Source organism: Massilia litorea, from assembly GCF_015101885.1.
GTDB classification, from domain to species: domain Bacteria; phylum Pseudomonadota; class Gammaproteobacteria; order Burkholderiales; family Burkholderiaceae_D; genus Telluria; species Telluria litorea.
Genome location: NZ_CP062941.1, coordinates 543,288 through 559,018, shown reverse-complemented (window position 1 = coordinate 559,018; position 15,731 = coordinate 543,288). Strand labels below are relative to the sequence as shown.

Below are 15,731 nucleotides of genomic sequence, written 5' to 3'. Positions count from 1 at the left end.
TCCAGATTCTGAGTCGCAGTTCATGAGAACTGCGTCTCGTACAAGTCATGCCTGATGACCATAGCAAGTCGGTCCCACCCCTTCCCATCCCGAACAGGACCGTGAAACGACTTTGCGCCGATGATAGTGCTGCAACCAGTGTGAAAGTAGGTTATCGTCAGGCTAGTTATAAAGAAAAAACCCGCTCATTGATCTGAGCGGGTTTTTTTTTGTCTGTCGGTTCGTTCTCCAGCTCATTAAAAAGCCCGCCAGCAGTGCTGACGGGCTTTCGTTGTCGGCTTTCCGCAGCCGTGGCGGTAGCCAGGCGGCAACTAGACCGCCTTATTTCACTTGACTACATCCCGGCTCAGACACCCCAGAGGATGTCGCAGCGATTGTCACGGGCCGCGCGCAGCATCTCGAGCATCGGATAGGCCCGGGTCGAGAAGCTGACCAACTGGGCCTGCTCATGATCCGGATCGTCGTCGTCTTCGCCGCGATGGGCCTTGATGTCCTGCGCGACCTCGTCGGACGGCGGGTGCTTGCGGCTTTCTTCGATTTCGTGCTCGAGCAGTTCGACGGCACGCCCCGCTTCAGCCGAGGTGATGACGCCGATCTCCGGTTCCTTGTGGAGCAGGTCCAGGATGCGCTTGGCGTGGTCCTGGTACATCATCACGTCGGGATAGGCTTTGCTTTTGAAGGTAATTAACATAGTGCGTTCTCGTGTTTTTTCGTCGTAACTAAACGATAACACGAGTGCAGGGTGCGGTCACCTCGCGCACGTCCCTAGCGGACACGATGGCGCAGCAACCAGGCGAGCGGCACGACGCCGAATGCGAGCGCCGCAGCGGCGCCCGTGCCCGCTGCGACACCGAGGCCGACCGGTACGGCATCGGCCGCGGCCACACGCGGCAGCAGCCAGGCCAGTGCCGCCCATGCCAGCAGGCCGCACAGCTCGAGCAGGCGGGTCGTCACGCTGCGCTGCCCCCGGTTCTTGAATTCGCCCCGGGCCGTCGGCCGGCCCGTCCACAAATTGATCAAGGCCGCGCTCAGGATTGCGCCGCAGACCGTGCCTGCCGTCAGCAACCCGGCCACGGGCGTGCGCAGGATCAGCCACACGAGCGGAAGGCCGACCAGGACAAATACGGGGAGGACCGCCGCCGCCAGTTTTGCCATGCGCACGGTAGCCATCCTGGCCGGCGAGGTCTGCAGCAGGTCCGGCGCATCTTCGGCCAGCAGGATGATCCAGGACAGCGAGGCGCTCAGTGAACCGCACAGCATCGTCAGGCCGCCGGCAATCGCCGGCACTTGCAGCTCGCTTTTTCGAAACACGATAAAGCACAGCGGCAGCAAATACAGCAGCTGCAGCAGCACTTGCGAGATCAGGTGCGGATCGCGCCCGACCAGGCGCCATTCCTTGACGAGCACAAGCTGCGCCAGGCTGCGATCAAAACGATAGCGCACCGGACCAGAAGGGCGTGCTACGCGCTCGCTGCCCGCCGCTTGCTGCAGACCCTGGACGAAGAAGCGGTGCGTCGAGCGCACGGTCAGCAGTGCGGCAAACAAGCCCAGCGCGGCGACGACGGCGACTGCACGCGCATCGCCGAGGGCGGCGCGTGCCGGCAGGAACAGCAGGCTGCCCGGATCGAGTGTCTCTACCTTCGCCATGACGCGGGCGATCGCCGTCGGTGCCGGACCGTCGCGCTGCGACACCAGGCTGCCTGCCTGCGACAGCAGGAACAGGAGGGCGCCGGCCAGCGCGCCGACGACTTGCGCGACGACACGGGTACGGCGGGCGCCCAGTACGCGCACCAGCGCGAGCGTGAGCAGCATCGCCGCCGATGCGGCCAGCACCGCCATCGCGAACAGGACCGGATAAATCGCCATCCAGCGGACCTGCCCCAGCACCAGCCCGACGTGGGCAAACGGCGCCAGGAAAAACAGGTACAAGCCGGCGACACCGACGGCCATGCCCGTCAGTTTCACGATAAAAATACTGCGCGAGGGCAGCGGCGACGACAGCAGCAAGTCGAGGTCGCCGCGGTCGAACAGCGTCTCGACGCTGCTTTTCAGCGCGCTCGAGAGCATGAACAGAAAGGTCGCCAGCAGGAGCGCGGTGACGGCGACCGCGAACTGACGCGGCGGCATGCCGCCGGCCGGCCCGATCGCATCAAGCAGGGCGAACACGGCGGCGTGCAAGCCGAGCCAGACCAGCAGCCCGCCGCCGATCACCCGCCACGTCGGCCGGCGCGGCGCACCTTCCTTGCCGCTTGCCAGGCTATACCAGAACAGCCGCAATTCATGGCGCAGCAACCACCGGGCAGTGCCGGGCCGCAGCGTCATGCCGGACCCGTCAGGCGCAGGAACATTTCCTCCAGCGTCGCGCCGGGTGTCGCCTCGCGCAATTGATCGAGCGTTCCCTCGGCGATCAGCCGGCCATGCTGGATGATGCCGATGCGTTGCGCGAGCCGCTCCGCTACTTCCAGGATATGGGTGGTCAGGATCACCGTACCGCCCTTGGCCACGTGGGACAACAGCAGATCCTTGACCTGGCGCGCGGCGCCCGCGTCGAGGCCGGTCAGCGGCTCGTCCAGGATGAGGAGCTCGGGTTCATGGATCAGGGCACCAGCCAGGGCCAGCTTCTGCTTCATGCCGCGCGAGAATCCCTCAGTCAATTCGTGTGCATGCCGGTCCAGGTCGAGCCATTCGAGCAGTTCGCGCGCGCGCAGCTCGGCCGCCTTGCCGTCGACGCCCCACAAGCCGGCCACGAATTCAAGATACTCGACCGGTTTCAGCTTCCCGTAGAGCATGGGATCGTCCGGCAGATAGGCGAGCTTGCGCTTGGCCGCTGCCGGGTCGGCGGCAAGGTCGATGCCGAGCACCTCGATCCGTCCCGCATCCGGCGCCAGCAGGCCCGCGACCATGCGCAAGGTCGTCGTCTTGCCCGCGCCGTTCGGTCCCAGCAGCGCATAGAATTCCCCGCGCGCGACAGCCAGGTCCAGGCCATCGACCGCCGGGCGGCCGAAACTTTTGCTCAGGCCGCTGAGCGCCAGCGCAGGCGAAGGCGAGTGCGGCATCACAGCAGTTTAAAAGAAGAAATGAACTGGTCGCTGTGCTCGGACGCCACGGCGCTTGCCTTACCCAGCACGATCACCTGGTAGAAGCGCTTGCCGTGCGCTTCGAAATGGCCGCGCAGCTTCATCGGCTGGCCGTTCGCGCTGCCGATGGCGTCGATGTCGACGGCGGCCTCGTTGCCCGCCGTCGCCGTGCTTTCGCGCTCGACCTTGGCGCCGATGTTGCGCACCAGGGCAGTTTTCATGGCCGCGACCGCCGCCTGGGCCTGCGCCGGGTCGGGCGCCGTACCAGTGCCGACGGCAAACATCACGCCTTCGACCTCGGCGGCCGTCATCGTCATCTCCACCTGCATGCCGTCGAGGTCGACATTGCGCGTGTGCGTCGCCGGCTTGGCCGGGAACATGATCCGGTAGGGCGCCTCAGGACTGCTGTAGTCGCGCCAGTTATAGGTGGGATTGCAGCCGAGCAGGAGCAGGGCACCGGAAAGGACGACAACAAGGAATGATCGTTTTTGCATGCGTCGATGGTAGCAGGGCACCTGCCCCCGCGCTAGCTCGGCCGCTCCTGCAGCCCGCGCCGGTACTGCACCGCTTCCGCCATGTGCGGCGCCTCGATGGCCGAAGTCCCCGCCAGGTCGGCGATGGTGCGCGCCACCTTCAGCACGCGGTGATACGCCCGCGCCGACCAGTGCATCAGCGACATGGCCGAGCGTAGCGTGCGCTCACTCAGCGGATCGAGGGCGCAGTGGCGTTCGATCTCGCGCGTGCTCAGACGCTGGTTCGGCTTGCCCTGGCGCTCCAGCTGCAGCGCATGGGCACGCGCCACCCGCTCGGCGATGCTGGCCGTGCTCTCGCCATCGGCGCGGGCGCTCATCGCATCGGGCGACATCGCGCTCACCTCGATCTGCATGTCGATGCGGTCGAGCAGCGGGCCGGAAATCCGGTCGCGGTAGCGCAGCGCACTCTCGTTGCTGCAGTGGCACTTGCTCGACGGGTGACCCTGCCAGCCGCAGGGACAGGGATTCATCGCGGCGATCAGCTGGAAGCGCGCCGGAAACTCGGCCTGGTGCGCGGCGCGCGAGATGGTAATCCGGCCCGACTCGAGCGGCTGGCGCAGCACCTCGAGCACCTTGCGGTCAAATTCCGGCAGCTCGTCGAGAAACAGGACCCCGCAATGCGCCAGCGACACCTCTCCCGGACGCGGTGCATTGCCCCCGCCGACCAAAGCGACGCCCGAGCTCGTATGGTGTGGACTGCGAAACGGGCGCACGCGCCAGCGTTCGGCCGAAAAACTGCCGTTCAGTGACTGCACCGCCGCCGCTTCCAGCGCTTCCTCGTCCGTCATCGGCGGCAACAAACCCGGGAAGCGCGAGGCCAGCATGCTTTTGCCGGCGCCCGGCGGCCCCATCAACAAGAGCGAATGGTTGCCGGCTGCGGCGATTTCCAGCGCCCGTTTCGCATGCTGCTGCCCCTTGACGTCGGTGAAATCCGGATAGCACACGGGCTGCCCGGGCCGCTCGTTGCGGTAGCGGTCAAGCCGCGCACCCTCGTCGCTTGCGGCGAAGTGGGCGCACACCTGCAAGAGCGTATCGGCCGGATAAATGGCGGCATCCATGACCAGTGCTGCCTCGTCGGCATTTGCTTTCGGCAGGATGAAGGCGCGCCGCGTTTCACCCCCACTACGGCCGATGGCAAAGGTCATTGCCAGTGCACCGCGTACCGGACGCAATTGTCCGGAGAGCGACAACTCGCCGGCGAATTCGTAGCGGTCGAGTTCCGTGGAGGGGATCTGGCCGGAGGCGGCCAGGATGCCGAGGGCGATCGGCAAATCGAAACGGCCGGATTCCTTTGGCAGGTCGGCCGGCGCCAGGTTGACGGTAATGCGCCGCGCCGGCATCTCGAAGCCGACGTTCTGCAAGGCGGCGCGCACCCGGTCTTTCGCCTCGCGCACCTCGGCGTCGGGAAGGCCGACGATGGTCAGGCCGGGGAGCCCGTTGGCGAGATGGACTTCGACGCTGACGGCGGGCGCTTCCATGCCGGACAGGGCGCGGCTGCGTAACACGGCGAGGCTCATGGGGTTCCTGGCAAGTGAGGACTCGCAGGATGGTGGCACCGCTTTGGAGTCCACCTGTTGAGCGGACCCAAGCCTGCATCGTCTCCAGGTTCAGGTGCGTGCAGGAAGTTTCAGACGTCGCGCAAGGTCACGATTGGCATCGTCAGCGCGCGCTTCTCCTTGAAGAAAGCGATATCGAACAGGGCCGCTGCACCGACGACCTCTTTTCCAAGCTGGCGCAGCAGGGCCGCTGCCGCTTCGATGGTGCCGCCGGTGGCCAGCACGTCATCGACGATCAGCACGCGCTGGCCCTTGATGCGCTCCGGCTGGATCTCGATGGTCGCGCTTCCGTATTCGCGCTGGTAATCGATGCTGATCGCCTTGCCGGGCAATTTGCCCGCCTTGCGCGCCATGGCGAAGCCGACCTTGCGCTCGTAGGCGAGGGCACCGGCGATCATGAATCCACGCGCGTCCATGGCAAGAATGAAGTCGAAGTGCAAGCCCTCGGTCTCCGCGTGCAAGGTATCGACGGCGAGGCGCCAATGGTCAGGGTTATCGAAAATGCAACCGACATCGATAAAATTGACACCCGGTTCCGGGTAATCCTGAAAAAATTCCAGCGGAACGCTGTCGAAATCATTCATGTGAGGTATATGGTCGTGTGGGTGAAGCGAATGGGGGACGAGATTATCGCAGGTCTGCGCACAGGCTGCGCGCAGCAGAAACATGTGCGCATCCCGAGCGCCGTCAAGCCGGTCGCCGGCCGGAAGCTGGCGCTCGAAACGCCGGACGTAACCAGCAGCCTGGCGAACTAGCTGCTGGGCGCCTGCCCGCTGCCGAACGCAGGCCCGGCCAGCTCCAGCAGATGCGCACGCACGTCCCCCGGCCAATCCGCAACGAGTCCCTGGAAGCGTTCGCCATCGCTCGCGAACAGCGCCCGCGACGCCTCTTCGAAGCCGGCCGCATCGCCCATCAGCTCATGCATGAAGCGATAGGCCGCGTCGCGCGCTTCGCGCATCATGTCGGCCTCGCGCGCATCGCGCGAGGCGTGTTCGACCAGCTTGCGCAGCGCCACCGAGGCGCCGCCCGGCTGCTTTGCCAGCCATTCCCAATGGCGCGGCAGCAGCGTCACTTCGCGCGGAATGACGCCCAGCTTGGGGCGGCCGGCGCCGCGCCCGGGCGCACGCGGAATCCGTTGCAGCACCTCTTCTTCCGTGCCGGTGAAATTGATGTCGACCGGTTGACTCGTGGCGGCGTCGAGCAGTGCGATCGAACGGTCGGACCCTTTGTCGAGCGCGGCCTTGACGGCGCGCACGACCTCGACGAGCTCACCCCTGGCCAGGAGTTCGGTTCCGGCAAAAGCGATGCAGTTGTTGGGCAGCATGGGATTCTCCTTTCGTGAGGCGCTTCCCGACAAGGAGCGCATGCGGAGATATTACCCGGATAAAAAGCAGGGCGCAATAACATCCGGGTAAAATAAGCGACGGCCTTGCGGCGACTCGGCTTACCGGTCCAGCATGGCCTCGACCTTGTCCGTGACGTCGATCTGCGGCCGGTGCCAGATGGTGCGCGTCAGGACCACGTCCACACCAAGCTGGGCGGGCAGGCGGGTGACGATCTCGACGATGCATTTGGCAATCGCGGCACGTTCGGACGCCGTGCGTTCGGCGAAATCGTCGCTGATTTGCGCCTGGGCGCGGCGGATGTTCCGTTCGAGTTCGCCCACGGCGCGCGAACGCACGAGCTTCTCGCGGTCGTCGAGCTGCGGGGCGTCCTGCGCCAGCTTGTCCGACAGCGCGCGCAGCTGGCGCAGCTGGGCTGCGATCCGCTCGCGCCGCGGGGTGAATTCGGCCTCGATTTTTGCGGTCGCGGCGCGCGCGCGTTTCGAGTCGACCAGCAGGCGCTCGACGTTGACGACGACGATCCGCGCTTCGGCCGGGCGCAGGGTGTCCTGGGCGGCGGCCGGGCCGCACAAGAGCGCAGCAAGGCACAGCGCCGCCACATACTTCAGATGCTTGTTCAATGGTTTTCCTTGCCGGTCGCGCGGCGCTCCAATGCGCCAATCAAACGAAATCATTCGCTTTCCTTCCTGGTGGGACCGGTCCACAGTACCGCCGATGCATCGTCGGCGCTTTTCACCGCCAGGGTGGCGGACGCCCGCGCCGCTTCGAATGCGCGCAGTTCATCGAGCAGAGCGGCCAGTCCATCGGTCCGGCAGCGCTGCGCCAGTTCCTCGATCGTATACAGCCCATAGGAGTCGACCAGCCGATAATAACCGTCGGTCATGCCCAGCACGGCGGTTCCCGGCGCCAGCCGCAAGGCGTATTCGCGCGCCTTGAATTCGCCCTGCGGCGCCAGGCACAGCACATCCGGCGCCGGCGACCCGTGCTGGAATGCGCGGCGCGCACGCAGCATCGGCAGCAGGCGCGCGCGCTTCGCTGCCGGATCGCTCACGCCTTCGAGGGCGAGGGCGGCGATCGCTTCCTGCAGCACGGCCTCCTGCGGATTGAGGTAAGGGTCGAGGTCGAGCACCGCGCCGGCGGCGTCGAATGCGAACGCCTTGCAGTCGCCCAGGCAGTAGAGCGCGAGCGCGAGCTGGTCTTGCTCGTGCCGGATGCGGATCCAGGTGAGGGCGGCCAGCGGGTGGGCGTACAAGGGAATCGCCTGTGCACCGGCCCGCGCCGCCCAGGCATCGCGCACCGCAGCGACCGCCCGCCGCACGGCCGCGCCCTGGGCCAGGCCTGGTGCGATCGCTTTTCCGAGTTCGGCGGCAAAGGCCTGCACGAACCAGGCGACATCGCCCTGTTCGCGGTCGACGTAGTCGGCGTCGGCGACCGAGGTGGCGCCATCGAGCACCACCAGGTCGGTCGTCTCCCCGGACTCGAACACCGCGATCAGGTCTTCATTGATACCGCCGTCCGGGGCGCGGGAAATTTGTTCGGTGGTCATGCACATCGTTGTCGGTTGGCGGATGACCTCGATGTTATCACCGCGGCGTATCGTTAATCGAGCGAAAGCGCCGGGAATGCGTGGACATCGACTTTTCCCGACTCGGACCTGTCAAGAACGCTGTGTTTGTGAGCGCGAACCTCTCTAGAATAGGCAGGCATTGTCCGCCACTTTTTTGGGAGATTCTCATGCAATCCACGCCCCTGTTTCACCTGGCTTTCCCGGTACGCGACCTGGCCGAGGCGCGCCGTTTTTATGGCGATTTGCTCGGCTGCCCCGAAGGCCGCAGCTCCGACGAGTGGGTCGACTTCAATTTCTATGGCCACCAGGTGGTGGCCCACCTGGCGCCCGACGAAGTGAGCGCGGCGCCGACCAACGCGGTCGACGGCCACAATGTCCCGGTACGCCACTTCGGTGCGATCCTGCCGATGGAGCAGTGGGAAAGCCTGGCCGACAAGCTGCGCGCGGCCGGCACCCGGTTCGTCATCGAGCCGCACGTGCGCTTCAAGGGGCAGGTGGGCGAGCAGGCGACCATGTTCTTCCTCGACCCGTCGGGCAATGCGCTCGAATTCAAGGCCTTCGGCGACATCAGCCAGGTCTTCGCCAAGTAATCAGCCGCATTCGCCCACGTACTGGCAGTTGTCGCAGCGCGTGCAGCCGTCGATCTTGCGCAGCGCGCGGGCGCCGCATTCGGGGCATTTCGCACCCAGGGCCGGCGGCGGCGCGCTTGCCGCCGTGGGCTCGGGCGGCGCCATATCGACTGAACCGCCACGCGCGGCGAGCTGGCGCGCCAGTTGCGGCACCGGTACCTGATTGCCCTGGCTGTCGAGGAAGCCGCGTCCAATCAGGATCCGCTGCAGCATGAAGCCGACCGCGGCCGCCTCCGAGTCGTGAAACACCGGCACCCGCGTGCCGTCCTCGCGCGTGAGAAAACCGCAGCGCACCGGGCCCTTTTCCCAGACCACGTCGCGCATGTCGGCCAGCGCCTTGGCGATCGGCCCGCCGGCGCGCGCCAGCATCGAGAGCAGGCGCATCGAGGAGGTGATCCATTGCTGGCCGTCGCTGCGCTGGTTGGCCGGCATGAAGAATTCGAAGGGGCGCTCGATCGTCACCGGCAAGCCGTCGATCACACCCTCGGCCCGGATGAAGCTCACCGTCAGGTACAGGGTCTTGCGGCCTTCCTGGGTCGAATACTCGATCTTCGAGGTGACCGAATCGAGTTCGCCCAGCGGACGGCCGTCGAAGCGCTTGCGCAGCGGATCCTCGTCCTGGGCGGCCGGGCCGGCGTCGGCCACCGTTCCCAGCACGCTGCCCAGCACCGTGTTCGGCCGATAGGTCGCCAGCCCCTTCAAGCCGGCGCGCCAGGCTTCCAGGTACAGGCCGCGGAAATCGTCATACGGATAATCGACCGGCACGTTCACCGTCTTCGAGATCGAGGTGTCGATGTAGGGCTGGACCGCTTCTAGCATGCGCAGGTGGTCGTCGGCGCTCATCTGCAGGGCGGTGACGAACTGCGGCGGCAGCGGACCGTCCGGCGTGGCATCGGGATCGAGGCGCAGATAAAGGCGCCAGGCGTGGTCCTGCACCTCGTAGGCGCGCATCGAATCGTCCGGCATCCGCTTCTTGCGCTGATAGGTCCAGGAGTAGGCGGGCTCGATGCCGTTCGAGGCATTGTCGGCAAAGGCCAGCGCAATCGTGCCGGTCGGCGCGATCGAGAGCAGGTGGGAGTTGCGGATGCCATGCACGCGGATCGCTTCACGCAGGTCGTGCGGCAGGCGCGCCACGAAGGCGCCTTCCAGGTAGCGCGCCGCATCGAACAGGGGAAAGGCGCCTTTTTCGCGCGCCAGTTCATTTGACGCCGCATACGCCGCATCGCGCAGCGCTTCGGCGATCCGTGCGGCCAGTGCGCGGCCCTCGGGCGCGTCGTAGCGCAGGCCCAGCATGACCAGTGCGCTGCCCAGGCCGAGGAAGCCGAGGCCGATGCGGCGCTTGGCGCGCGCCTCGAGCGCCTGCTGTGGCAAGGGCCACTCGGTGGCGTCCAGCACCAGGTCGAGCATGCGTACCGCGACCGCCGCGACCTCGCGCATGCGCTCGAAGTCGAAGCGGGCGTCCTCGCTGAAGGGCCCGTCGACGAAGCAGGTGAGGTTGATCGAGCCGAGATCGCAGCAGCCGTAGGCCGGCAGCGGCTGCTCGCCGCAGGGATTGGTCGCGCGCAGCCGCTCGCAATACCAGAGGTTGTTCTCGGCGTTCATGCGGTCGATGAACAGCACGCCCGGCTCCGCGTGATCATAGGTCGAGGCCATGATGCTGTCCCAGAGCGTCCTGGCGCGCACTTCGCGGTAGACCCAGAGGCCGTCCTCGCGTTGATGCGCGCCTGCCGCAAGCAGTTCTTCTCCCGGCTCGGCGCGGTGCACCAGCGGGAAGGTGGCGTCCGCTTCCAGCGCATGCATGAAGGCGTCGCTGACGCCGACCGAGATATTGAAATTCGAGAGGGCGCCGCTGTCCTTGGCCGCGATAAACCGTTCGATGTCGGGATGGTCGATGCGCAGCACCCCCATCTGGGCGCCGCGCCGGGCGCCGGCCGATTCCACCGTGCGGCAGGAGGCGTCGAACAATTCCATGTACGAGACCGGTCCGGAGGCGCGCGAGCGGGTGCCGTGGACGAGGCTGCCGAAGGGGCGGATGGCGCTGAAGTCGTAACCGACGCCGCCGCCGCGGCGCATCGTTTCCGCTGCCTCGGCCAGCGCCGTGTAGATGCCGGGCAGGCCATCTTCGCAGCCGGTGACGGAATCGCCTACCGGCTGGACGAAACAATTGATGAGGGTAGCTTTGAGATCGAGGCCGGCGGCGGAGTTGATGCGTCCGCCCGGAACGAAACCGTTTTCCATGGCCCACAGAAAACGTTCGGTGAGTTCGGCGCGGCGTTCAGGGGCTTCTCGCGCGGCAAGGGCGCGGGCCACGCGCTGGCGCACCTCGGCGACCGAGGTCTCGTGGCCTTTCGCGTATTTTTCGCGCAGTACGTCGATCGACACCTCTTGTGGAGGCAAGCCCGTGCCGATCAATTTTTCGTTTGCATTCATGGCGTCACTCGGAAGTTACGCCGGCAGCGCCATTACACCTTCGGAGCCGTCTCCGTCAGCCGCGCTTCCAGCTCGGCCACGCGCAGCTCGAGCGCTTCGAGCTTTGCGCGCGTCTTTGCCAGCACCTGGGCCTGGATGTCGAATTCCTCGCGCGTCACCAGGTCGAGCTTGGAAAAGCCCTGGGTCATCATCGCCTTGACGTTGCGCTCGATGTCCTTGGCGGGCGAGCTTTCCATGGCCTGGTTGATCTTGCCTTGCAAGTCATTAAAGAAATTATTCATATCCAAAAGTCCTGGGTCTGAGGCGGCGCACCGCGGTGGTGCGGGGCGACCTCGTTTAGTGCATGACGGCGCATCCTGCGCCGGCTGCGCACTTATTTGTGGTGAGTATCACCAGAAGTGGGGCGCGAGAGCGAAAAATCAAGCACATGAGAGCCCTTATACACGTCCATAGGGGCTGGCACGCATTCTGCTACAGGATGGGTAAAGCTGCAACCCAGGGCACCAGAACACCACATCCGTCCATCCAAGCAAGGGAAATCGTCATGAAGATCAAGTTAGCAGGTAGTGCAGTCGCGAACGCAGCATTGCTGGCGCTGGTAATGATGGGCAATGCGCAGGCGCAAGAAGCAGCGGCTGCGCCGGTCGCCGAGCACCAGCTCAGCTACAACGCGGCGCTGACCACCGAGTACCGCTACCGCGGGCTGTCGCAGAGCCGCTTCGATCCCGCGCTGCAGGGCGGCGTCGACTACACCCACAGCCCGACCGGTTTCTATGTCGGTACCTGGCTCTCGACCATCAAGTGGACGAAGGACCTGGGCGGCGACGGCAACGTCGAGGTCGACCTGTACGGCGGCAAGCGCGGCCAGATCACGGAAGCGATCAGCTACGACGTCGGCGGCCTGTATTACTGGTATCCGTCGAACGACCTGCACCCGAACGCGAACACCTTCGAACTGTACGGCCAGGTCGGTTTCGGTCCGGGCTACCTGAAGTATTCGCACTCGACCACGAACCTGTTCGGCACCACCGACAGCAAGCAGAGCGGCTACCTGGACCTCGGCGCCAACGTACCGGTCACCGCCGTCGAAGGCCTGGTGCTGAACCTGCACGTCGGGCACCAGCGCGTGAAGAACAACAGCCCGCTGTCCTATACCGACTACAAGGTCGGCGTCACGAAGGACTTCGGCTTTGCCAGCGTGTCCCTGGCCTGGATCAAGGCCAATACCGAAGCCTATGTGGATCCACGGGGACGCAATCTCGGCCGCTCGGCGGCGGTGCTGTCCGTCTCCAAAACTTTCTGAAAGAGGCAATGCGATGAAACTGATTACCGCCATTATCAAGCCCTTCAAGCTCGACGAAGTGCGTGAGGCGCTGTCGGAAATTAACGTGCAGGGCATGACGGTCACCGAAGTCAAAGGCTTCGGCCGCCAGAAAGGCCACACCGAGCTCTACCGTGGCGCCGAGTATGTGGTCGACTTCCTGCCGAAGATCAAGATCGAAGCGGCCGTGGATGACGACATCGTCGACCAGGTCATCGACGCCATCCAGGGCGCCGCGCGCACCGGCAAGATCGGCGACGGCAAGATTTTCGTGTCCGACCTCAGCCAGGTCATCCGTATCCGTACCGGCGAGACCGGCAACGAAGCACTGTAAGGGGATCCTAATGAAATCAATCGCTTCCAAACTCCTCGGCGCTGTGCTGGCGCTGGGTGTTGCGCTGCCGGCCTGGGCCGCCCCAGGCATCAACAAGGGCGATACCGCCTGGATGTTCATCGCCACCATCCTCGTGATCATGATGTCGATCCCGGGCCTGGCCCTGTTCTACGGCGGCCTGGTGCGCGCGAAAAACATGCTGTCGGTGCTGCTGCAAGTGTTCATGATCTTCTCGCTGATCATCGTCCTGTGGTGCCTGTACGGCTATTCGCTGGCCTTCACCGGCGGCAGCCCCTTCATCGGCGGTTTTGACCGCGCCTTCCTGAACGGCATCTACGATCCGGCCGCCGGCGTCTTCAGCATGGCTGCCACCTTCAGCAAGGAGACGATGATTCCCGAGTTCATCTTCGTCGCCTTCCAGGGCACCTTTGCCGCGATTACCTGCGGCCTGATCGTCGGCGCCTTTGCCGAGCGCGCGCGTTTCGCCGCCGTGATGCTGTTCGTGGTGCTGTGGTTCACCTTCGGCTATATCCCGGTCGCACACATGGTCTGGTTCTGGGCCGGTCCTGACGCGATCAAGGACGCGGCCACCCTGGCCAGCGTCACGGCCGATGCCGGCTGGCTGTGGCAGAAGGGAGCGCTCGATTTCGCGGGCGGCACCGTGGTCCACATCAATGCGGCAGTTGCGGGTCTGGTCGGCGCCTACGTGATCGGCAAACGCGTCGGCTACGGCCGCGAATCGATGGCACCGCACTCGATGACCATGACCATGATCGGCGCTTCGCTGCTGTGGGTGGGCTGGTTCGGCTTCAACGCCGGCTCGGCACTGGAAGCGGGCGACATCGCGGCCCTGGCCTTCATCAACACCCTGCTGGCCACCGCGGCGTCCACCGTCGCCTGGACCATGGGCGAATGGCTCACCAAGGGCAAACCGTCGATGCTGGGTGCGGCATCCGGCGCCGTGTCGGGCCTGGTGGCGATCACCCCGGCCTGCGGTTTCGTCGGCCCGATGGGTGCACTGGTCATCGGTATCGTCGGCGGCTTCGTCTGCCTGTGGGGCGTGAACGGCCTGAAGCGCCTGCTGCGCGTCGACGATTCGCTCGACGTGTTCGGCGTGCACGGTGTCGGCGGTATCGTCGGCGCACTGCTGACCGGCGTCTTCGCCGCGCCGCAACTGGGCGGGCAGGGCGTCTGGGATTACGTCACCAACAAGGCATCGACCGACGTCTACTCGATCGGCCACCAGGTCTGGGTGCAGGCCCAGGCGATCGGCGTGACCATCGTCTGGTCGGCGGTCGTTGCCTTCGTCGCCTTCAAGATCGTCGACATCGTGATCGGCCTGCGCGTGCCGGAAGAGCAGGAACGCGAGGGCCTGGATATTACCAGCCACGGCGAATCGGCGTACCATTCGTAATACCGCGACCCGATCGGCATAGAAGTGAACAAAAGGGCGCCCCGCGGGGCGCCCTTTTTGTTTTTTCGGTGCGGCGCAACATGAGCCTTTAAAATAGGGCATATTGCCCCAAATTAAGGGCACTCATTGCCAAGAAGCCCGTTTTCAAGAGCTTAATAAAGGACGCCCACTTTCATGGTTCCGCACCTCGCAACCGCCCTGACCGGCCCGCTGCTCGATTTAGAAAAAAAGATCCTCGACGCCACGCCGGCCATCGAGCGCTGGTTCCGCCTCGAGTGGCAGGAGCACACGCCGCCCTTCTATTGCTCGGTCGACCTGCGCAATGCCGGCTACAAACTGGCGCCGGTCGACACCAACCTGTTCCCGGGCGGTTTCAATAATCTCGCCACCGAGATGCTGCCGCTGACGGTCCAGGCGGCGATGGCGGCGATCGACAAATACTGTCCGGACGCGCGCAACCTGCTCCTGATCCCGGAAACGCACACGCGCAACCCGCATTACCTGCAGAACGTGGCGCGCTTGATGCAGATCTTCCGCCAGACCGGCCTGCACGTGCGCCTCGGTTCGCTCTCTCCCGACGTCACCCAGCCGACCCCGCTGGCGCTGCCGGACGGGAACATGCTGGTCGTGGAACCGCTGGTACGCTCAAGCAACGGGCGCCGCCTGGGCCTGGCCGACTTCGATCCGTGCACCATCCTGCTGAACAACGACTTATCGAGCGGCATCCCCTCGATCCTGGAAAACATCCACGAACAGTCGCTGCTGCCGCCGGTCCACGCCGGCTGGGCGCTGCGCCGCAAGAGCAACCACCTGAAGGCGTTCGACGAGGTGGCGAAGAAGTTCGGCAAGCTGATCGACATCGATCCGTGGCTGGTGAATCCGCTGCATGCCAAGGTCAACGAAATCGACCTCGAGCACGACCAGGGGACCGAAGCCCTGGCCGACGCCGTGTCCTCGCTGCTTTCGAAGATCAAGAAGAAATACAAGGAATACGGCATGAAGGAGCAAAAACCCTTCGTGATCGTGAAGCCCGACGCCGGCACCTACGGCATGGGCGTGATGACCGTCAAGGATGCGAGCGAAGTGCGCGACCTGTCCCTGAAGCAACGCGCCAAGATGTCGGTGATCAAGGACGGCGTCGCCGTGACCGACCTGATCGTGCAGGAAGGCGTGCCGACCTTCGAAAAGATCGACGACGCGGTGGCCGAGCCGGTGGTCTACATGATCGACCGCTATGTGGTCGGCGGTTTTTATCGCGTGCACGCCGAGCGCGGCATCGACCAGAACCTGAATGCGCCGGGCTCCCAATATGTGCCGCTGGCGTTTGCCCAGCAGCATGCGGTGCCGGACCTGAAGGCGAAGCCGGGGACGGCGGCGCCGAACCGGTTTTATGTGTACGGCGTCGTGGCGCGGCTGGGATTGTTGGCCGCTTCGCTCGAGATGGAACGCACGGATCCGAATCCGGAAGTGTATTGATTTTGTAGGGGTGGGCGAGGCCAATGGCCTCGCCCACGGATGCATCGGGCT

At 65.1% G+C, this 15,731-nt stretch carries 16 protein-coding genes and 1 rRNA gene; 6 read left to right on the top strand and 11 right to left on the bottom strand.

Translation table 11 applies throughout. The features are described 5' to 3' along the window. Positions 1-50: 50 nt before the first annotated feature. A 5S ribosomal RNA gene (gene rrf, locus LPB04_RS02475) occupies positions 51-163 on the top strand. A gap of 183 nt (positions 164-346) precedes the next feature. Here the strand turns inward: rrf and LPB04_RS02470 are convergent. The 9 genes from LPB04_RS02470 to LPB04_RS02430 form a co-directional block, all read right to left on the bottom strand. Then, complete coding sequence (locus LPB04_RS02470) at positions 347-691, bottom strand: DUF1840 domain-containing protein (RefSeq protein ID WP_193687230.1); 345 nt, start codon at positions 689-691, stop codon at positions 347-349. Between the two features lie 74 nt (positions 692-765). Further along, a complete protein-coding gene (locus LPB04_RS02465) occupies positions 766-2,322 on the bottom strand; it encodes a hypothetical protein (protein ID WP_193687229.1) in 1,557 nt (518 codons plus the stop codon). Then, positions 2,319-3,056, bottom strand: a complete 738-nt coding sequence (locus LPB04_RS02460; RefSeq protein WP_193687228.1) for an ABC transporter ATP-binding protein — start codon at positions 3,054-3,056, stop codon at positions 2,319-2,321. The genes LPB04_RS02465 and LPB04_RS02460 overlap by 4 nt, the downstream gene beginning before the upstream one ends. Next, positions 3,056-3,571 carry a hypothetical protein gene (locus tag LPB04_RS02455; RefSeq protein ID WP_193687227.1) on the bottom strand — a complete coding sequence of 172 codons (516 nt, stop codon included), beginning with the start codon at positions 3,569-3,571 and terminating at the stop codon, positions 3,056-3,058. The genes LPB04_RS02460 and LPB04_RS02455 overlap by 1 nt, the downstream gene beginning before the upstream one ends. A 32-nt stretch (positions 3,572-3,603) precedes the next feature. Further along, positions 3,604-5,127 (bottom strand): YifB family Mg chelatase-like AAA ATPase, encoded by a 1,524-nt coding sequence (locus LPB04_RS02450; RefSeq protein WP_193687226.1) that lies wholly within the window; start codon positions 5,125-5,127, stop codon positions 3,604-3,606. 110 nt (positions 5,128-5,237) lie between these two features. After that, a complete protein-coding gene (locus LPB04_RS02445) occupies positions 5,238-5,750 on the bottom strand; it encodes an adenine phosphoribosyltransferase (protein ID WP_227496726.1) in 513 nt (170 codons plus the stop codon). 167 nt (positions 5,751-5,917) lie between these two features. Next, positions 5,918-6,490 carry a DUF2239 family protein gene (locus LPB04_RS02440; RefSeq protein ID WP_193687224.1) on the bottom strand — a complete coding sequence of 191 codons (573 nt, stop codon included), beginning with the start codon at positions 6,488-6,490 and terminating at the stop codon, positions 5,918-5,920. Between the two features lie 120 nt (positions 6,491-6,610). Then, complete coding sequence (locus LPB04_RS02435; protein ID WP_193687223.1) at positions 6,611-7,129, bottom strand: OmpH family outer membrane protein; 519 nt, start codon at positions 7,127-7,129, stop codon at positions 6,611-6,613. A 50-nt stretch (positions 7,130-7,179) separates the two neighbouring features. Next, positions 7,180-8,055: a protein phosphatase 2C domain-containing protein gene (locus LPB04_RS02430; RefSeq protein ID WP_193687222.1), complete on the bottom strand. Its 876-nt coding sequence runs from the start codon at positions 8,053-8,055 to the stop codon at positions 7,180-7,182. Positions 8,056-8,243: 188 nt separating this feature from the next. Here LPB04_RS02430 and LPB04_RS02425 point away from each other — a divergent pair, with 188 nt between their 5' ends. Then, positions 8,244-8,666 (top strand): VOC family protein, encoded by a 423-nt coding sequence (locus LPB04_RS02425; protein WP_193687221.1) that lies wholly within the window; start codon positions 8,244-8,246, stop codon positions 8,664-8,666. Here LPB04_RS02425 and LPB04_RS02420 read toward each other — a convergent pair whose 3' ends face one another. Both LPB04_RS02420 and LPB04_RS02415 read right to left on the bottom strand, forming a co-directional pair. Continuing rightward, on the bottom strand, positions 8,667-11,135 hold the full coding sequence (locus LPB04_RS02420) for an adenosylcobalamin-dependent ribonucleoside-diphosphate reductase (RefSeq protein WP_193687220.1): 2,469 nt from the start codon (positions 11,133-11,135) through the stop codon (positions 8,667-8,669). Between the two features lie 32 nt (positions 11,136-11,167). Then, entirely contained in the window at positions 11,168-11,422 is a 255-nt protein-coding gene (locus LPB04_RS02415) for an accessory factor UbiK family protein (protein WP_136222310.1), read from the bottom strand. Between the two features lie 257 nt (positions 11,423-11,679). Between LPB04_RS02415 and LPB04_RS02410 the strand changes: the two genes are divergently transcribed. The 4 genes from LPB04_RS02410 (at position 11,680) to gshA (ending at position 15,680) form a co-directional block, all read left to right on the top strand. Further along, positions 11,680-12,438 (top strand): TorF family putative porin, encoded by a 759-nt coding sequence (locus LPB04_RS02410; RefSeq protein ID WP_193687219.1) that lies wholly within the window; start codon positions 11,680-11,682, stop codon positions 12,436-12,438. A gap of 13 nt (positions 12,439-12,451) precedes the next feature. After that, positions 12,452-12,790, top strand: coding sequence for a P-II family nitrogen regulator (gene glnK, locus LPB04_RS02405; RefSeq protein ID WP_193687218.1), 339 nt, complete (start codon positions 12,452-12,454; stop codon positions 12,788-12,790). A gap of 10 nt (positions 12,791-12,800) precedes the next feature. Beyond that, complete coding sequence (gene amt / locus LPB04_RS02400; protein WP_193687217.1) at positions 12,801-14,204, top strand: ammonium transporter; 1,404 nt, start codon at positions 12,801-12,803, stop codon at positions 14,202-14,204. Between the two features lie 174 nt (positions 14,205-14,378). Beyond that, positions 14,379-15,680 carry a glutamate--cysteine ligase gene (gshA, locus tag LPB04_RS02395; RefSeq protein WP_193687216.1) on the top strand — a complete coding sequence of 434 codons (1,302 nt, stop codon included), beginning with the start codon at positions 14,379-14,381 and terminating at the stop codon, positions 15,678-15,680. Positions 15,681-15,731: the final 51 nt, after the last annotated feature.